Annotated in this window: 15 protein-coding genes and 1 pseudogene; 12 read left to right on the top strand and 4 right to left on the bottom strand. The window is 68.0% G+C overall.

The window, feature by feature from the left end; genetic code table 11:
* The first annotated feature begins 5 nt into the window (after nucleotides 1-5).
* From QSJ95_RS18300 to hutG, 5 genes are all read left to right on the top strand, one after another.
* A complete protein-coding gene (locus QSJ95_RS18300; RefSeq protein WP_285644357.1) occupies nucleotides 6-1,181 on the top strand; it encodes a CaiB/BaiF CoA transferase family protein in 1,176 nt (391 codons plus the stop codon).
* Entirely contained in the window at nucleotides 1,171-2,316 is a 1,146-nt protein-coding gene (locus QSJ95_RS18295) for an acyl-CoA dehydrogenase family protein (RefSeq protein WP_009613724.1), read from the top strand. Before QSJ95_RS18300 ends, QSJ95_RS18295 begins: the two co-directional genes overlap by 11 nt.
* A gap of 103 nt (nucleotides 2,317-2,419) precedes the next feature.
* Nucleotides 2,420-3,817 (top strand): purine-cytosine permease family protein, encoded by a 1,398-nt coding sequence (locus QSJ95_RS18290; RefSeq protein WP_285644356.1) that lies wholly within the window; start codon nucleotides 2,420-2,422, stop codon nucleotides 3,815-3,817.
* A gap of 14 nt (nucleotides 3,818-3,831) precedes the next feature.
* Entirely contained in the window at nucleotides 3,832-5,040 is a 1,209-nt protein-coding gene (gene hutI, locus QSJ95_RS18285; RefSeq protein WP_285644355.1) for an imidazolonepropionase, read from the top strand.
* Complete coding sequence (hutG, locus tag QSJ95_RS18280; RefSeq protein WP_285644353.1) at nucleotides 5,033-5,836, top strand: N-formylglutamate deformylase; 804 nt, start codon at nucleotides 5,033-5,035, stop codon at nucleotides 5,834-5,836. Before hutI ends, hutG begins: the two co-directional genes overlap by 8 nt.
* Before the next feature lie 476 nt (nucleotides 5,837-6,312).
* Here hutG and QSJ95_RS18275 read toward each other — a convergent pair.
* The 4 genes and pseudogenes from QSJ95_RS18275 to QSJ95_RS18260 form a co-directional block, all read right to left on the bottom strand.
* Nucleotides 6,313-6,744, bottom strand: a pseudogene (locus QSJ95_RS18275) (hypothetical protein).
* A 93-nt stretch (nucleotides 6,745-6,837) separates the two neighbouring features.
* Nucleotides 6,838-7,347 carry a M23 family metallopeptidase gene (locus QSJ95_RS18270; protein WP_285644351.1) on the bottom strand — a complete coding sequence of 170 codons (510 nt, stop codon included), beginning with the start codon at nucleotides 7,345-7,347 and terminating at the stop codon, nucleotides 6,838-6,840.
* Nucleotides 7,344-7,817: an NUDIX domain-containing protein gene (locus QSJ95_RS18265; protein WP_009613717.1), complete on the bottom strand. Its 474-nt coding sequence runs from the start codon at nucleotides 7,815-7,817 to the stop codon at nucleotides 7,344-7,346. The genes QSJ95_RS18270 and QSJ95_RS18265 overlap by 4 nt, the downstream gene beginning before the upstream one ends.
* Nucleotides 7,814-8,248 (bottom strand): hypothetical protein, encoded by a 435-nt coding sequence (locus QSJ95_RS18260; protein WP_064584740.1) that lies wholly within the window; start codon nucleotides 8,246-8,248, stop codon nucleotides 7,814-7,816. The genes QSJ95_RS18265 and QSJ95_RS18260 overlap by 4 nt, the downstream gene beginning before the upstream one ends.
* A gap of 111 nt (nucleotides 8,249-8,359) precedes the next feature.
* Here QSJ95_RS18260 and pip point away from each other — a divergent pair, with 111 nt between their 5' ends.
* The 7 genes from pip (at nucleotide 8,360) to QSJ95_RS18225 (ending at nucleotide 16,929) form a co-directional block, all read left to right on the top strand.
* Nucleotides 8,360-9,331: a prolyl aminopeptidase gene (gene pip / locus QSJ95_RS18255; RefSeq protein ID WP_009613715.1), complete on the top strand. Its 972-nt coding sequence runs from the start codon at nucleotides 8,360-8,362 to the stop codon at nucleotides 9,329-9,331.
* The gene (dtd, locus tag QSJ95_RS18250) at nucleotides 9,328-9,765 is read left to right on the top strand and encodes a D-aminoacyl-tRNA deacylase (protein WP_009613714.1); all 438 of its coding nucleotides are present in this window, start codon (nucleotides 9,328-9,330) and stop codon (nucleotides 9,763-9,765) included. Before pip ends, dtd begins: the two co-directional genes overlap by 4 nt.
* Nucleotides 9,766-9,980: 215 nt before the next feature.
* Nucleotides 9,981-11,555, top strand: coding sequence for a glucan biosynthesis protein G (locus QSJ95_RS18245; RefSeq protein WP_009613713.1), 1,575 nt, complete (start codon nucleotides 9,981-9,983; stop codon nucleotides 11,553-11,555).
* Nucleotides 11,548-14,133 carry a glucans biosynthesis glucosyltransferase MdoH gene (mdoH, locus tag QSJ95_RS18240; RefSeq protein ID WP_064584739.1) on the top strand — a complete coding sequence of 862 codons (2,586 nt, stop codon included), beginning with the start codon at nucleotides 11,548-11,550 and terminating at the stop codon, nucleotides 14,131-14,133. Before QSJ95_RS18245 ends, mdoH begins: the two co-directional genes overlap by 8 nt.
* A gap of 236 nt (nucleotides 14,134-14,369) precedes the next feature.
* Nucleotides 14,370-15,167: a transporter substrate-binding domain-containing protein gene (locus tag QSJ95_RS18235; protein WP_009613710.1), complete on the top strand. Its 798-nt coding sequence runs from the start codon at nucleotides 14,370-14,372 to the stop codon at nucleotides 15,165-15,167.
* A gap of 72 nt (nucleotides 15,168-15,239) precedes the next feature.
* Nucleotides 15,240-16,202: an amino acid ABC transporter permease gene (locus QSJ95_RS18230; RefSeq protein WP_009613709.1), complete on the top strand. Its 963-nt coding sequence runs from the start codon at nucleotides 15,240-15,242 to the stop codon at nucleotides 16,200-16,202.
* The gene (locus QSJ95_RS18225) at nucleotides 16,195-16,929 is read left to right on the top strand and encodes an amino acid ABC transporter ATP-binding protein (RefSeq protein ID WP_043268418.1); all 735 of its coding nucleotides are present in this window, start codon (nucleotides 16,195-16,197) and stop codon (nucleotides 16,927-16,929) included. Before QSJ95_RS18230 ends, QSJ95_RS18225 begins: the two co-directional genes overlap by 8 nt.
* Nucleotides 16,930-17,122: the final 193 nt, after the last annotated feature.

Below are 17,122 nucleotides of genomic sequence, written 5' to 3'. Positions count from 1 at the left end.
CGATGATGAGCAGCGTGACTGAAATACCCGCCGCGCGGCCTCTGCAGGGCGTGCGGGTGCTGGACCTGAGCCGCGTGCTGGCCGGGCCGCACTGCACCGCCATGCTCGCCGACCTGGGCGCCGAGGTGATCAAGTTCGAGGTACCGGGGCATGGAGACGACAGTCGCCACCTCGGCCCGTTCAAGGACGGCGAGAGCGTCTACTTCGGCCTGATAAACCGCGGCAAGCGCAGCGTCGAGCTGGACTTCAAGGCGCCCGCCGACCTGGCCCGCTTCCGCGAGCTGGTGGCCGGGGCCGACGTGGTGGTGGAGAACTTCCGCCCCGGGGTCACCCAGCGCCTGGGTATCGATTTCGACAGCCTCAAGGCGCTGAATCCGAAGCTGATCTACGCCAGCATCTCCGGGTTCGGCCAGAGCGGCCCGCTGTCGCGGCGCCCGGCCTACGACATCGTCGCCCAGGCGATGTCCGGGCTGATGAGCGTCACCGGTTTCGCCGAGACCGGCCCGACCCGCAGCGGCGAAGCCCTCGGCGACCTGTGCGCCGGCGTCTACGCGGCCTGGGCGATCAGCAGCGCGCTGTTCGCCCGCGAGCGCGGCGCCGGCGCCCAGTACATCGACGTGGCCATGTTCGACGTGCTGGTCAGCCTGCAGATGACCGGGCTTTCCAATCTGTTCGCCCATGGCCGCGCGCCGGGCCTGGTGGGCAACCGCCACCCCGTTTCGACGCCCTTCGACACCTACCGCGCCGCCGACGGCCTGGTGGTGATCGCGGTGGCCAGCGACAAGCTGTTCGGGCGCTTCTGCGAAAGCATCGGACGCGCTGAGCTGGCCGACGACCCGCGCTTCGCCGACGACCCCTCGCGCACCCGGAACGAGCAGGCCCTGCGCGCCGAGATCGAGGCCTGGACCGGTCGCCACAGCGTCGAGCAGGCCTGCGACCTGCTGCTGGACGCCGGGGTGCCGGCCTCGCCGGTGTGGAACCTCGCCGAGGCCACCGGCAGCGAGCAGGCCCAGGTGCGCCAACTGCTGCTGCAGCCGGGCGACGGCCTGCCGCCGCTGGTGCCGCAGCCGGTGTTCTTCAACGGGCGCAAGCCCCATGTCACGAGTCGTGCGCCGCGCCTGGGAGAAAGCAACGCCGCGTTCGGCCTCGAGGAAAAAGCGGGAGCTGTGAATGAACTTTGATATCGACACCACCGAGCAGGCCATCGTCGACGCCGCCGAGCGCGTATGCCGCGAGGTGCTGGCTGCCAATGCGCAGCGCTACGACGAGACCGAGAGCTTTTGCGCAGACAGCCTGCGGGCCCTGGGCGAGCTGGGCTTCATGGGCATCAACCTGCCCGAGCAGTACGGCGGCTTCGGCATCGGCAGCCTGGCCATGAGCGCGGTGGTCGAGGCGGTGGCCGCGGCCTGTGCTTCCACCGCCTCGGCGTTGACCGCGCATTTCCTGGCCACCGACTCCATCCTCATCGGCGGCACCGAGGCGCAGCGCCAGGAATGGCTGCCGCGCTGCGCCAGCGGCGAGTTGCTGGGCGCCTTCGGCCTCACCGAGCCGGCCGCCGGCTCCAACCCCGCGGACATGCGCACCCGCGCCGTGCGCGAGGCGGGCGGCTGGCGCATTCGCGGCAGCAAGCACTACATCACCAACGCCGCCGAAGCCGATTTCATCGTGCTCTATGCCAAGACCGACGCCGAGGCCGGCGCCCGTGGCATCAGCGCCTTCATGGTTCCCAAGGGCACCGAGGGCGTGAGCTTCTCCAGCCCGGAGAAGACCATGGGCCTGCGCGGCAGCACCATCTACGAGCTGGCGCTGGACTGCTGGTTGCCGGACTCGGCGCTGCTGGGCGCCGAGAACCAGGGCTTCCGCACCGCCATGGAAGTGCTGGACCGCGGTCGCGTGGAAGTCGCCGCCATGTCCCTGGGCATCGCCCGCGCGGCCATGGAATATGCGCTCAAGTGGGTGGACGAACGGCAGATCGGTCCCAAGCCGCTGTCGGCCTACCAGGGAACCCAATGGCGCATCGCCGACATGCACGCGCAATTCGAGGCCGCGCGCCTGCTGACCCAGAAGGCCGCGGCGCGGCGCGACAGCGGCCAGCGCTTCAGCCTGGAATCGGCCACCGCCAAGCTGTTCGCCGCCGAGGCCTGCGGCTACATCACCGACGCCGCGCTGCAGCTGCATGGCGGCTACGGCTACATCCGCGACCTGCCGCTGGAGCGCTTCGTGCGTGATGCGCGCATCCTGCGGATCTTCGAGGGCACCTCGGAAGTACAGAAGATCATCATCTCCCGCGCTGTGCTGGAGAACGCCCGCCAGTGACGGTGGGCTGGCGGGCGGCGCGCCGCCCGCGACGTATCGGGAATCGCTGTGCATAACAACAATGGCGCGGCCGCCACGAGCGACCGCGAGCGAGGAGAGCTTCATGGCTGGTAAGTCCCTGATCGAAACCCGTTCCATCGACTACATCCCCGAGCGCGAGCGGCACGGACGCCTGTTCAGCCAGTTCACCCTGTGGTTCGGCTGCAACCTGCAGATCACCGCCATCGTCACCGGGGCGCTGGCCGTGGTGCTGGGCGGCGATGTGTTCTGGTCGCTGATCGGCCTGTTCATCGGTCAGGTCTTCGGCGGCGCGGTCATGGCCCTGCACGGTGCCCAGGGGCCCAAGCTGGGGCTGCCGCAGATGATCTCCAGCCGCGTGCAGTTCGGCGTGCTCGGCGCGGTCATCCCGCTGGTGCTGGTGTGCGTCATGTACGTGGGCTTCAACGCCACCGGCGCAGTGCTGGCCGGGCAGGCGGTGAGCGCGTTGCTGGGGGTGAGCGAGAGCGCCGGCATCCTGATCTTCGCCGCGGTCATCGTGGTGCTGACTGTCTGCGGCTACCGCGTCATCCATGCGCTGGGCAAGGTCGCCAGCGTGATCGGGGTGCTGGCCTTCGTCTATCTGTTCGTGCGCCTGCTGTCGGCCAACGACATAGGCGCGCTGCTGGACAACCGCCACTTCGCCTGGAGCAGCTTCCTGCTCGCGGTGTCGCTGTCGGCGTCCTGGCAGATCGCCTTCGGTCCCTACGTGGCCGACTATTCGCGCTACCTGCCCAGCGGCACCTCGTCGCTGAAGACCTTCTTCGCCGTCGGCGCCGGCTCGGTGCTCGGCTCGCAGGCCTCCATGGTCCTCGGCGTGTTCGCCGCCGCCCTGGCCGGCAAGGCCTTTTCCGGCCAGCCGGTGGCCTACATCGTCGGCCTCGGCGCCAGCGGCCTGATGGCCTCGGCGCTGTTCTTCAGCGTGGCCCTGGGCAAGGTGACCATCTCCACGCTCAACGCCTACGGCAGCTTCATGTGCATCGCCACCATCATCAGTGGCTTCCGCGGGCAGCTGAGCATCTCCCGCGTCCAGCGCCTGGTGTTCGTGCTGGGCATCGTCGGGCTGTCCACCGCCCTGGCGCTGGCCGGGCAGCATTCGTTCCTGACGGCCTTCAAGTCCTTCCTGCTGTTCCTCCTGGCCTTCTTCACCCCCTGGAGCGCGATCAACCTGGTGGACTACTACTGCATCACCCGCGAACGCTATGACATTCCGGCCCTGGGCGACCCGGATGGCCGCTACGGGCGCTGGAACTGGACCGGCATCGGCGTCTATGCCTTCGGCGTTCTGGTGCAGATGCCGTTCATCGATACCGCCTTCTTCAGCGGCCCGATGGTGGAGAAGCTGGGGGGTGTGGACATCTCCTGGCTGGTCGGCCTGGTGCTGCCGGCCATGGTCTACTACTTCCTGGCACGCGGTGATGTGCGCCATGTGCCGACGCAGATGGTGCTGCCCGAACGGCCGTGATACGAGGGGATTGCATGAAACAGCTCTGGCACAACTGCCACGCCGCCACCATGGCCGGCGGCAAGTACTCGATCATCGAGGACGCCGCGATCCTCACCGAGGGCGCGCGCATCCACTGGATCGGCCCACACGCCGAACTGCCGCTGCACGAGGTGCAGCGCAGCCACGACCTGGGCGGCGCCTGGCTGACCCCGGGGCTGATCGATTGCCACACCCACCTGGTGTTCGGTGGCGACCGCAGCGCCGAATTCGAGCTGCGCCTGCAAGGCGTCAGCTACGCGGAGATTGCCGCCGCCGGCGGCGGTATCGCCAGCACCGTGCGCGCCACCCGCGAGGCCAGCGAGGAAGAATTGCTGGCCAGCGCCATCAAGCGCGCGCGGCCGCTGCTGGCCGACGGCGTGACCGTGCTGGAAGTGAAGTCCGGCTACGGCCTGGACCTGCCCAGCGAGCGCAAGATGCTGCGCGTGGCGCGGCGCCTGGGCGAGGTGCTGCCGGTGACGGTGCGCGCCACCTGCCTGTCGGCCCATGCCCTGCCGCCGGAATACGCCAATCGTGCCGACGACTACATCGAGCTGATCTGCGCGGAAATCCTCCCGGCGCTGGCGCAGGAAGGCCTGGTGGACGCGGTGGATGCCTTCTGCGAGCACCTGGCGTTCTCCCCGGCGCAGGTCGAGCGGGTGTTCCAGGCCGCCAAGGCGTTGGGGCTGCCGGTGAAGCTGCACGCCGAGCAGCTGTCGTCGCTGCATGGCTCCAGCCTGGCGGCGCGCTACCAGGCGCTGTCCGCCGACCACCTGGAATTCATGACCGAGGAAGACGCCATCGCCATGGCCAGGGCCGGCACCGTCGCGGTGCTGCTGCCGGGCGCCTTCTTCGTCCTGCGCGAAACCCAGCTGCCGCCGATGGACGCCCTGCGCAAGCACGGCGTGGCCATCGCCCTGGCCAGCGACCTCAACCCCGGCACCTCGCCGGCGCTGTCGCTGCGCCTGATGCTGAACATGGGCTGCACCGCCTTCCGCCTGACCCCGGAAGAAGCGCTGGCCGGCGTCACCTTGCACGCCGCCCGCGCCCTGGGCCTGGAAGCCGACCACGGCAGCCTGGAGGCGGGCAAGCTCGCCGACTTCGTCGCCTGGGACATCCAGCGCCCGGCCGAGCTGGCCTACTGGCTCGGCGGCGACCTGCCCAAGCGCATCATCCGTCACGCAGAGGAAGTCTCCTGTGGATAACGTACTGAGCTTCAGCCGCGGCCGCGTGCCGCTGCTGGTGAGCATGCCGCACCCCGGCACGCGCCTGACCCCGGCCGTGGAAGCCGGCCTGGTGGACGAGGCGAAGGAACTGGCCGACACCGACTGGCACATCCCGCGCCTCTACGACTTCGCCCGCGAGCTGGGCGCCAGCACCCTGGCGGCGAACTACTCGCGCTACGTCATCGACCTCAACCGCCCGGCCGACGACAAGCCGCTGTACAGCACGGCCACCACCGGCCTGTATCCGGACACCTTGTTCGACGGCCGCCCGCTGTTCCACGAAGGCCAGGCGCCCTCGGCCGAGGAGCGCGCGCGTTACCTGGCGGAAGTCTGGACGCCGTACCACCGCACGCTGGCCGAGGAGCTGGCGCGGCTGAAGGCCGAGTTCGGCTACGCCCTGCTGTGGGACGCGCACTCGATCCGTTCGCACATTCCGCACCTGTTCGACGGCAAGCTGCCGGACTTCAACATCGGCACCAACTCCGGCAACAGCTGCCCGGCGGACCTCGCCGAGCGCCTGCAGGCGGTGTGCGCCGAAGCCGAGGGCTACAGCCACGTGCTCAACGGGCGCTTCAAGGGCGGCCACATCACCCGCCATTACGGCCAGCCCGGGCAGCACGTGCACGCGGTACAACTGGAGCTCGCGCAGTGCAACTACATGGATGAACAGGCGCCCTTCGCCTACCGCGAAGACCTGGCCGGCCCGACCGCCGCGGTGCTGCGCAAGATGCTGGAGACCTTCCTGGCCTGGGGCCGGGAGCGTTACGGCCGTTGACGAAACGCCCGCGCACGGCGCTTGCCGAGATGCTTTTCGTAGGGTGGGCGTAGGAGCGGGCCCTGCCCGCGATTCGCGCGCAGGGCGCGCTCCTACATGGGGACGCTGTGGGTGGGGCAGCGTAGGAGCGGATCTCATCCGCGAATCGCGCCGATATGTCCTGCTATCGCGGACAAGGTCCGCTACGGGGGGAGGAATACCGTGCTTCCCGACAACCTGTAGGAGCGGGCCCTGCCCGCGATATCGCGCGCAGGGCGCGCTCCTACAGGGGAATGGCGTGGGTGGGGCAGCGTAGGAGCGGATCCCATCCGCGAATCGCGCCGATATGTCCGGCTATCGCGGACAAGGTCCGCTCCTACAGGGGGCGCCTGACAATCGTAGGATGGGTTGAGCGAAGCGATACCCATCACCGTGACCGCATGGGTTTCGCAAGCTCAACCCATCCTACGAAAAGCCTCTCGGCGCGGGGCGCGCGGTCATTCCCAATCCAGCCGGGCCAGCTTCCACTCGCCGTCGTCCAGCCACCACTCCAGCTTCACGTCGTACAGGCGCGCGCTGTCGGGGATCAGCCCCTCGGCGCCGGTCAGGCCGACCTTGGCCTCGGTGTAGCCGCGGCGCGAGACCGCCGGGTCGATCCAGCTGTTCTTCGCCGGGGCGAGCACGCCGATCTTCTGGTGACGGAGGAACAGCACCGCCATGGTGCGCCGGGCCCAGTCGCGGTCGTTGACCTGCTGGGCGCGGAAGTCGTCGGCCAGTTGGTCGAGCACGGCGCCGGTCTTCTTCGCTTCGATGTTCGCCTACAATTGCTGCACGGCGGCTTCCAGGGCGGCTTGCGGGTCGTCCTTGCCGCAGCCGGCGAGCAGGGCGAGGCACAGCAGCAGGGGCAGGGCGAGGGGCCTGGCCAGCATGTCGAACTCCTTTTCGGAATGAAGATAAGCCCGGCACCGTAGCGCAGACGCGCCCCCCGCGGCCACGCCGGGAGTGTTTCCAAAGTTCGCCGTTCAGCGCGCCAGGAGGAACTGCCCGGGGTCGATGAAGAACATCTTCTTCCAGCCCTGGGTCTCGTCGGTGGCCGCCCAGGGCCGCGGCAGCAGCGACAGCACCGCGTAGTGCAGGTGCGGCGGCTTGCCGGCGGCGTTGCCCGAGCTGCCCACCGCGCCGACCACCTGGCCACGGCCCACCGGTTGCAGCGGCGCCACGTTCCAGGCCTGCAGGTGCGCCAGGTAGTGCAGGCGCCATTTCGGCCCGAGGATCAGCACCACCTTGCCGCCCAGGCCGATCTCGCCGCGGTACAGCACCAGCCCCGGCACCGGCGACAGCGCCGGGGCGCCGGCGTCGGCGAAGATGTCGATGCCCTTGTGCACCCCGGAAATGCCCCAGGGTTCGTACCAGAACGAACGGCGGTTCCAGTCGCGCTGGCTGGCGCCCTGCACCGGGATGACCGGGCGTTCCGGCAACAGCATCGGCAGGACCAGCAGCGCCGCGAGCAGCAGGAGCCAGCGGCGTTTCATACCTGCAGGCCCAGGTGGCGGATCAGCGGCGCCGGCGCGGCCAGGCGTTCCCAGACGTCGTCGAGCAGTTCGGCGGGATAGAAGGAGGGCAGGGCGGTCAGGTCGGCGCGCGGCACCCAGGCCACCTCGTGGATGGCGAACTCGTCGCCGCCCAGGCCGCGCAGGTTGTCCAGGCTCAGGTCGCCGCGCCAGGCGTCGACGCGGTAGAACAGCTCCATGTGGAAGCGCCCGGCCAGCGGCTCGGCGAACTCGCGGACGTACACCAGCGGCCCGACCTCCACTTCCAGCCCGGTTTCCTCGCGGCATTCGCGCTTCACGGTGTCGCGCGTCGATCGGTCGCTGTGCGACTCGAAGCCGCCGCCCGGGGGAATCCAGTAGACGTCGCCGTCGACCTCGTGGCGCACCAGCAGGATGCTCTGCTCGCGGACCAGCAGGCCGGCGGCGCGGATGCGGTGTTGCAGTGGGTTCATCGCCAGTCGAGCCTCGCCAGCTTCCAGGTGTCACCGTCGCGTCGCCATTCCAGGCTTACGCTGTAGGGGCGGTTGCGCCTGCGCTCGGGCAGCAGGTCGTCGCCGCCGGTCAGCGCCAGTTCCGCCCGGGAGTGGCCGACGTCGGCATAGTTGCGGTCGACGCGGCTGCTGCGGCCCAGGGTGATGAAGCGCACCCGCGGCTGCTGGACGAACAGCTGCGCCAGGGTCCGGCGCACCCAGTCGCGGTCGTACTCGCCCTGGGCGCGGAAATCCTCGTGCAACTGCGCCAGCACGGCGCTGGTGGCGCGCTCGTCGAGGTTGCGCTGCAGCTGGCGCACCGCGTCGTTCAACTGGTCCTGGGGGGAGTCGCTGCTGCACCCGCCCAGCAGACAAATGACGCACAGCAGGCAAAGATACAACTTCCTCGGCATCCCGAGTGAACTCCTTTATCGGTTTTGCGCGGGCACAGGTATCATGCCGGACACGCAAGGGATGGTATCCGGTCGAGGGACGGACCGTACGTAAAGATTCAGGAGTGCGCCATGCAGCTTTTGTATCCGGAAATCAAGCCTTACGCCCGGCACCAGCTGGCCGTCGATGAACCGCACGTCCTCTACGTGGATGAAAGCGGCATACCGGACGGCCTGCCGGTGCTTTTCGTGCACGGCGGCCCGGGTGCCGGTTGCGACGCCCTGTCCAGGCGCTTCTTCGACCCCAACCTGTACCGCATCGTCACCTTCGACCAGCGCGGCTGCGGGCGCTCCACGCCCTTCGCCAGCCTGGACGACAACACCACCTGGCACCTGGTGGCCGACATGGAGCGCATCCGCCAGCACCTGGGCATCGAGAAATGGGTGCTGTTCGGCGGCTCCTGGGGCTCGACGCTGTCGCTGGCCTACGCCCAGACGCACCCCGAGCGCGTCCACGCCCTGGTCCTGCGCGGCATCTTCCTGTGCCGCCCGCAGGATCTGCGCTGGTTCTACCAGGAAGGCGCCAGCCAGCTGTTCCCCGACTACTGGGAGGACTACCTGGCGCCTATCCCGGCGGACGAGCGCGGCGACCTCATGCAGGCCTTCCGCAAGCGCCTGGTGGGCAGCGACCAGATCGCCCAGATGCACGCCGCGCGCGCCTGGTCCACCTGGGAAGGGCGCACCGCGACGCTGCGGCCCAACCCGGCGGTGGTCGACCGCTTCAGCGATCCGCACCGCGCGCTGTCCATCGCCCGCATCGAGAACCACTACTTCGTCAACGCCGCCTTCCTCGAACCGGACCAGCTGCTGCGCGACATGCACCGCATCGCCCACCTGCCCGGCGTCATCGTGCACGGCCGCTACGACGTGGTCTGCCCGCTGGACAACGCCTGGGCGCTGCACAAGGCCTGGCCGAACAGCGAGCTGCAGATCGTCCGCGACGCCGGCCACGCCGCCAGCGAGCCGGGCATCGCCGATGCCCTGGTGCGCGCCACCAACGAAATCGGCCGGCGCCTGCTGAACCTGCCCCCGGAGGCCGAATGAAGGGGCTGATCCAGCGGGTGAGCGCCGCACGGGTGGAAGTCGACGGGGAAATCGTCGGCGCCATCGACCAGGGCCTGCTGGCGCTGGTCGGCGTGGAGCCCCAGGACGACGAGGCGAGCGCCCAGCGGCTGCTGCACAAGCTGCTTAACTATCGAGTGTTCGCCGATATTGAAGGTAAGATGAACCTTTCTCTGGGCGATGTCGGCGGCGGCCTGCTGCTGGTCTCGCAGTTCACCCTGGCCGCCGACACCCGCAAGGGCCTGCGGCCGAGCTTTTCCAGCGCGGCGCCGCCAGCCCGGGGCGCCGAGTTGTTCGAACATCTCGTGGATCAGGCACGAGCCCGTCATCCGCTGGTCGCTACCGGCCGGTTCGGCGCCAACATGCAGGTCCACCTGGTCAACGACGGGCCGGTGACCTTTCTTCTGGAGGCGTGAACAGGCGGCAGTCCGTAATCGGGCCGCAGGATGATGGCAACTCGCATGCGACTAGAACAATGGCTCCCCGGAAGCCCAGGCCACAAGGCCGGGCAAGGGTTCTTCGCAATCGCGGGGAATCATTCGGGCTCACCGGGGTCGGAATTCAATCGCCGGCACTTTGGCATTGCCAGGGTCGGCCTTGGTTTTTTCAAGTTCACGGACGAGGGGGACTCGTGATTTTTCGTTCCGTTCAACACACCGCTTCCCGTAATTTCCTGCGCGACCTGATGCTGGTCGGCTCCGCTTTCCTGGCCCTGGGCGCCTCTCACGCCTGGGCTTTCACCATCGATGACGTCGCCGGCGAGGCGAAGAAGCTGGCCAGCGAGAAGTACAGCGCGCCGACCAGCAACCTGCCGTCGGTATTCAGCGAGATGAAATTCGCCGACTACCAGCAGATCCGCTTCCGCATGGACAAGGCCTACTGGGCCGACGAGAAGGAGCCGTTCAAGCTCAGCTTCTATCACCAGGGCATGCACTTCGATACCCCGGTGAAGATCAACGAGGTGACGGCCACCAGCGTCAAGGAGATCAAGTACGATCCCGCGCGTTTCGACTTCGGTACGCTGCAGTTCGACGCCAATGCCACCAAGGACCTCGGTTACGCCGGGTTCCGCGTGCTCTACCCGATCAACAAGGCCGACAAGCTCGACGAGATCGCCACCTTCCTCGGCGCCAGCTACTTCCGCGTGGTCGGCAAGGGCCACGTCTACGGCCTGTCCGCCCGCGGCCTGGCGCTGGACACCGCGCTGCCCTCCGGCGAGGAGTTCCCGCGCTTCCGCGAGTTCTGGATCGAGAAACCCAAGCCCCAGGACAAGCACCTGGTGATCTACGCCCTGCTCGACTCGCCGCGCGCCACCGGCGCCTACCGCCTGGTCCTGCGCCCCGGCAAGGACACCGTGGTCGACGTGCAGGCCAAGGTGTTCCTGCGCGACAAGGTCACCAAGCTCGGCCTGGCGCCGCTGACCAGCATGTTCCTGTTCGGCTCCAACCAGCCCTCGGAGCAGCACAACTTCCGTCCGGAGCTGCATGACTCCACCGGCCTGCAGATCCATGCCGGCAACGACGAGTGGATCTGGCGCCCGCTGAACAACCCGAAACACCTGTCGGTGAGCAGCTACGCGGTGGAGAACCCGAAAGGCTTCGGCCTGCTCCAGCGCGGCCGCGAGTTCAGCCGCTACGAAGACCTGGACGACCGCTACGACCTGCGCCCGAGCCTGTGGATCGAGCCGCGCGGCGACTGGGGCAAGGGCAGCGTCGAGCTGGTCGAGATCCCCACCCCGGACGAGACCAACGACAACATCGTCGCCTTCTTCAACCCGGAGAAACGCCCGGAGGCCGGCCAGCCGCTGGAATACGCCTACCGCATGCACTGGACCATGGACGAGGACGCCCTGCACTCGCAGAAGGTCGCCCAGGTCAAGCAGACCCTGCGCTCGGTGGGTGACGTCAAGCAGGCCAACCTGATCCGCCAGCCCGACGGCAGCACCGCCCTGGTGGTGGACTTCGAGGGCGCCAACCTCAAGGTCCTGCCGGCCGACGCCGCGGTGACCACCCAGGTGAGCACCGACGACAACGCCGAGGTCAAGGAAAACAACCTGCGCTACAACCCTGTGACCCAGGGCTGGCGCCTGACCCTGCGGATCAAGGTGAAGGATCCGAAGAAGCCGACCGAAATGCGTGCGGCCCTGGTCAAAGATGGACAGACCCTGTCCGAAACCTGGAGCTACCAGCTGCCTGCCGATGAATAACACGACCACCCACAAGGCTCCGCTGGGCGAATACCTCGAGCACCTTCCGCTGACCGCGGAAGGGCGCGAGCGCCTGGCGCGCAGCGCTTCCTTCAGTGACCTGCACCAGCGCCTGGCGGAGGAGGCCGGCACCGCGCCGGTCGCCACCGACGATGCGGCGCTGGGCTCCATCGGCCCGCGCCTGCTGCTCGGCTACGGCCAGGAGCTGCAGGAAACCGGCATGCTCGGCCTGGACGACAACGGCCGCGCCTACCTCAAAGCGGCGCCGCCGATCCAGCGCACCAAGGTGCTGCCCGAACCCTGGCGGACCAACGTGCTGGTGCGCGGCTGGCGCCGCCTGCTCGGCCGCGGCAACCCGTCCAAGCCCGTGCGCGACCTGCCCAAGGCGCGCTGGCAGCGGGTCGGCTCGCTGCGCCGGATGATCCTGCTGCTGCTGATGCTCGGCCAGACCAGCATCGCCACCTACTACATGAAGGGCATCCTGCCGTACCAGGGCTGGGCGCTGATCGACCTGGAAGAGATCAACCGCCAGACCTGGCTGCAGACCCTGCAGCAGGTGCTGCCGTACCTGATCCAGTTCGGCGTGCTGCTGCTCTTCGCCATCCTCTTCTGCTGGGTCTCGGCCGGTTTCTGGACCGCGCTGATGGGCTTCTGGGAGCTGCTCAGCGGCCGCGACCGCTACCGCATCTCCGGCAGCAGCGCCGGCAACGAGCCGATCGCGGCCGACGCGCGCACCGCCATCGTCATGCCGATCTGCAACGAGGACGTGCCGCGGGTCTTCGCCGGCCTGCGCGCCACCTTCGAGTCGGTGGCCGCCAGCGGCGAGCTGGAGCACTTCGACTTCTTCGTCCTCAGCGACACCTACCAGGCCGACATCGCCGTGGCCGAGGAGCAGGCCTGGATCGAGCTGTGCCAGGAGACCAAGGGCTTCGGCAAGCTGTTCTACCGCCGCCGCCGCCGGCGGGTGAAGCGCAAGAGCGGCAACATCGACGACTTCTGCCGGCGCTGGGGCAGCCAGTACAAGTACATGGTGGTGATGGACGCCGACAGCGTGATGAGCGGCGACTGCCTGGCCAAGCTGGTGCGGCTGATGGAAGCCAACCCGGAGGCGGGGATCATCCAGACCGCGCCCAAGGCCTCGGGCATGGACACCCTCTATGCGCGCATGCAGCAGTTCGCCACCCGTGTGTACGGCCCGCTGTTCACAGCCGGCCTGCACTTCTGGCAGCTGGGCGAGTCGCACTACTGGGGCCACAACGCAATCATCCGCATGAAGCCCTTCATCGAGCACTGCGCCCTGGCGCCGCTGCCGGGCAAGGGCTCGTTCTCCGGGGCCATCCTCTCCCACGACTTCGTCGAGGCCGCGCTGATGCGCCGCGCCGGCTGGGGCGTGTGGATCGCCTACGACCTGGAGGGCAGCTACGAGGAATTGCCGCCGAACCTGCTGGACGAGCTCAAGCGCGACCGCCGCTGGTGCCACGGCAACCTGATGAACTTCCGCCTGTTCCTGGTCAAGGGCATGCACCCGGTGCACCGCGCGGTGTTCCTCACCGGGGTGATGTCCTACCTGTCGGCGCCGCTGTGGTTCTTCTTCCTGGTGCTGTCCACCGCGCTGCTGGCGGTGCACCAGTTGATGGAGCCGCAGTACTTCCTGGAGCCGCGCCAGCTGTTCCCGATCTGGCCGCAGTGGCACCCGGAGAAGGCCATCGCGCTGTTCTCCACCACCCTGACCCTGCTGTTCCTGCCCAAGCTGCTCAGCGTCATGCTGATCTGGGCCAAGGGCGCCAAGGCCTTCGGTGGCGTGGTCAAGGTCACCCTGAGCATGCTCCTGGAGATGCTCTTCTCGGTGCTGCTGGCGCCGGTGCGCATGCTCTTCCACACCCGCTTCGTGCTGGCCGCGTTCCTCGGCTGGGAAGCGCAGTGGAAGTCGCCGCAGCGTGACGACGACGCCACGCCCTGGAGCGAGGCGCTGCGCCGCCACGGTATGCAGACCCTGCTGGGCCTGGCCTGGGCGCTGCTGGTGGTGTGGCTGAACCCGCGCTTTTTGTGGTGGCTGTCGCCCATCGTCGGTTCGCTGATGCTGTCCATCCCGGTGTCGGTGATCACCAGCCGCGTCAACCTGGGCCTGGCCTCGCGCGACGAGAAGCTGTTCCTCATCCCCGAGGAATACGACACCCCGCGCGAGCTGCGTTCCACCGACGAGTACACCTACCAGAACCGCTGGCAGGCGCTGAAGGACGGCTTCGTCCGCAGCGTTTCCGACCCGCTGCTCAACGCCCTGGCCTGCGCCATGGGCACCGCGCGCCACGCCCGCTCCGAGGCCATCGAGGCGGCGCGCCAGCGGCGTGTGCAGCAGGCTCTGGAAGGCGGCCCGCAGGCCGTCGCCGGCGAGGCCCGCCTGGCCCTGCTGAGCGACCCGGTGGCGCTCTCGCGCCTGCACCTGCAGGTGTGGGAAGGCGGCCACGAGAACTGGCTGGAGCCTTGGCGCAAGTCGGTGCAGGCCGACGCGCACAGCCCGGCATTGCCGCTGGCGCCGCCGGCCGGCGCCGGCGTGGGCCTGCCCGCCGCGCAGTCCTGACCGCGAGCCGCTCCCCGTCGCCAGGCGGGGAGTGGCAACGCCTTGCAACGGTTTTCCCGGCGCTTTACTGCTGCTAACCTGCGCCATCGATCCAGAAAGACTCCCGACGGACGGCGACAGAGGGTAGGATTCGCACCCTTCAGCGCCCGGCGAGGCTTCGCGCGGCATAAAGACCGCCACTGGATGCCGTGCCGACGTGCGCACGACTCAATTTCGACTGTCTGGGAGTGTGGGGAATGAAAAAGTATCTGGCATCGCTGCTGCTGGGCGTCTGCGCCCTGGCCGGCGTGGGCGCGGCACAGGCCGGCGCGGTGGATGACGCGGTCAAGCGCGGCAGCCTGCGGGTGGGCATGGACCCGACCTACATGCCGTTCGAGATGACCAACAAGCGTGGCCAGATCGTCGGCTTCGAGGTCGACCTGCTCAAGGCCATGGCCAAGGCCATGGGCGTCAAGCTGGAGCTGGTCTCCACCAGCTACGACGGCATCATCCCGGCGCTGCTGACCGACAAGTTCGACATGATCGGCTCGGGCATGACCCTGACCCAGGAACGCAACCTGCGGGTCAACTTCTCCGATCCCTTCATCGTGGTCGGCCAGACCCTGCTGATCCGCAAGGAGCTGGAAGGCACCATCAAGTCCTACAAGGACCTGAACGACGCCAAGTACCGCATCACCTCGAAGATCGGCACCACCGGCGAGTTCGTCGCCAAGAAGCAGCTGTCCAAGGCCCAGTACCACGGCTTCGACAACGAGCCCGAGGCGGTCATGGACGTGGTCAACGGCAAGGCCGACGCCTTCATCTACGACTCGCCCTACAACGTGGTCGCGGTCGGCAAGTTCGGCGCCGGCAAGCTGGTGTTCCTCGACCAGCCGTTCACCTACGAGCCGCTGGCCTTCGGCCTGAAGAAGGGTGACTACGACTCGATCAACTGGATCAACAACTTCCTCAAGCAGATCCACGAGGACGGGACCTACGATCGTCTGCACGACAAGTGGTTCAAGAGCACCGACTGGCTGAAGGACATGGAATAATCCGCGTCCGACGCTGTTCGACCCGACGCGCAGGCCCCGGCCTGCGCGTTCGCATTTTCACGGTAAAGATACGTGACTAGAAGCAAACGCCCCACCTGGCCCTGGCATGGGCTGACCGCGCTGATCCTCCTGCTGATCGGCCTGGCCATCTGGTATTCCACCTCGCTGATTTCCTACGAGTGGCGCTGGAACCGCGTTCCCCAGTACTTCGCCTACCAGGCGGAGGAACCGCAACGTGCGGACGCCGTCTCGCGGGTGGAGAAGATCGAGGATTCCGGCCGCGAGGCCCGCGTCACCCTGGTCGACGACGACGGCAAACAGCAGGTGCTGAACGTGGCCGGCGACAGCCTGCAGTTCTCCGAGAACGACGACGTCGGCGAAGGCGACGTGGTCGGCGTGCAGCGCCACTGGGCCGCCGGCCCGCTGGCCTGGGGCCTGTGGACCACGCTGTGGATCTCCTTCGTCTCCGGCGCGATCGGCCTGGCCATCGGCCTGTTCACCGGCCTCTGCCGGCTGTCGAAGAACCCCACGCTGCACGACCTCTCGACGCTCTACGTCGAGCTGGTGCGCGGCACGCCGCTGCTGGTGCAGATCTTCATCTTCTACTTTTTCATCGGCACCGTGCTCAACCTGTCCCGCGAGTTCGCCGGGGTGGCCGCGCTGGCGCTGTTCACCGGCGCCTACGTGGCCGAGATCGTCCGCGCCGGCGTGCAGTCCATCGCCCGCGGCCAGGACGAGGCGGCGCGCTCCCTGGGCCTGAGCGCGGCGCAGTCGATGCGCCATGTGATCCTGCCGCAGGCCTTCAAGCGCGTGCTGCCGCCGCTGGCCGGGCAGTTCATCAGCCTGGTCAAGGACACCTCGCTGGTCTCGGTGATCGCCATCACCGAACTGACCAAGAGCGGCCGCGAGGCCATCACCACCTCATTCTCCACCTTCGAGATCTGGTTCTGCGTGGCCGCGCTCTACCTCGTCATCAACCTGCCGCTGTCGCATATGGCGAGCCGGCTGGAACGGAGGCTCGGACAAAGTGATTGAAGTCCGCAACCTGACCAAGGTGTTCGACACCCGCGGCCACGTGGTGCGCGCGGTGGACGACGTGACCACCCGCGTGGACAGGGGCGAGGTGGTGGTGGTGATCGGGCCCTCCGGCTCGGGCAAGTCCACCTTCCTGCGCTGCCTCAACGGCCTGGAGGAGTTCGACTCCGGCTCGGTGAGCATCGACGGCGTCGACCTGGCCAACCCGAAGACCGACATCAACGCCTACCGCCGCGAAGTCGGCATGGTGTTCCAGCACTTCAACCTGTTCCCGCACATGACCGTGCTGGAGAACCTGTGCCTGGCGCAGAAGGTGGTGCGCAAGCGCGGCAAGGCCGAGCGCGAGGAGAAGGCGAAGGCGCTGCTGGCCAAGGTCGGCATCGGCCAGAAGGCCAACGAATACCCCTCGCGCCTGTCCGGCGGCCAGCAGCAGCGCGTGGCCATCGCCCGCGCGCTGTGCATGGAGCCGAAGGTGATGCTGTTCGACGAGCCGACCTCGGCGCTCGACCCGGAGATGGTCGGCGAGGTGCTCGACGTGATGAAGGCCCTGGCGGTGGAAGGCATGACCATGGTCTGCGTCACCCACGAGATGGGCTTCGCCCGCGAAGTGGCCGACCGCGTGCTGTTCTTCGACCACGGCAAGCTGCTGGAAGACGCGCCGCCGGCGCAGTTCTTCGAACAGCCGGCCGATCCTCGGGCGCAGAGCTTTTTGCGGCAGGTGCTGTGAGCGGTCGGTGAATGAAGAAGCCGCCTCTTGGGGCGGCTTTTTTGTCACTTGTAGGAGCGAGCTTGCTCGCGAATGGTGTTTCCCTTTGGCAACGACGTGTCGGCTCAACTCCGCTCCCTCTCCCTAACCCTCTCCCTGAAGGGAGAGGGGACCGTTCGGTGTGCCCGGGTGTTTCGGCGTTAGCCGGCTACCA

The sequence above is a fragment of the Pseudomonas sp. NBRC 100443 genome (assembly GCF_030268185.1).
Classification (GTDB): Bacteria; Pseudomonadota; Gammaproteobacteria; order Pseudomonadales; family Pseudomonadaceae; genus Pseudomonas; species Pseudomonas citronellolis.
This window is presented reverse-complemented; position numbering and strand designations above follow the sequence as displayed.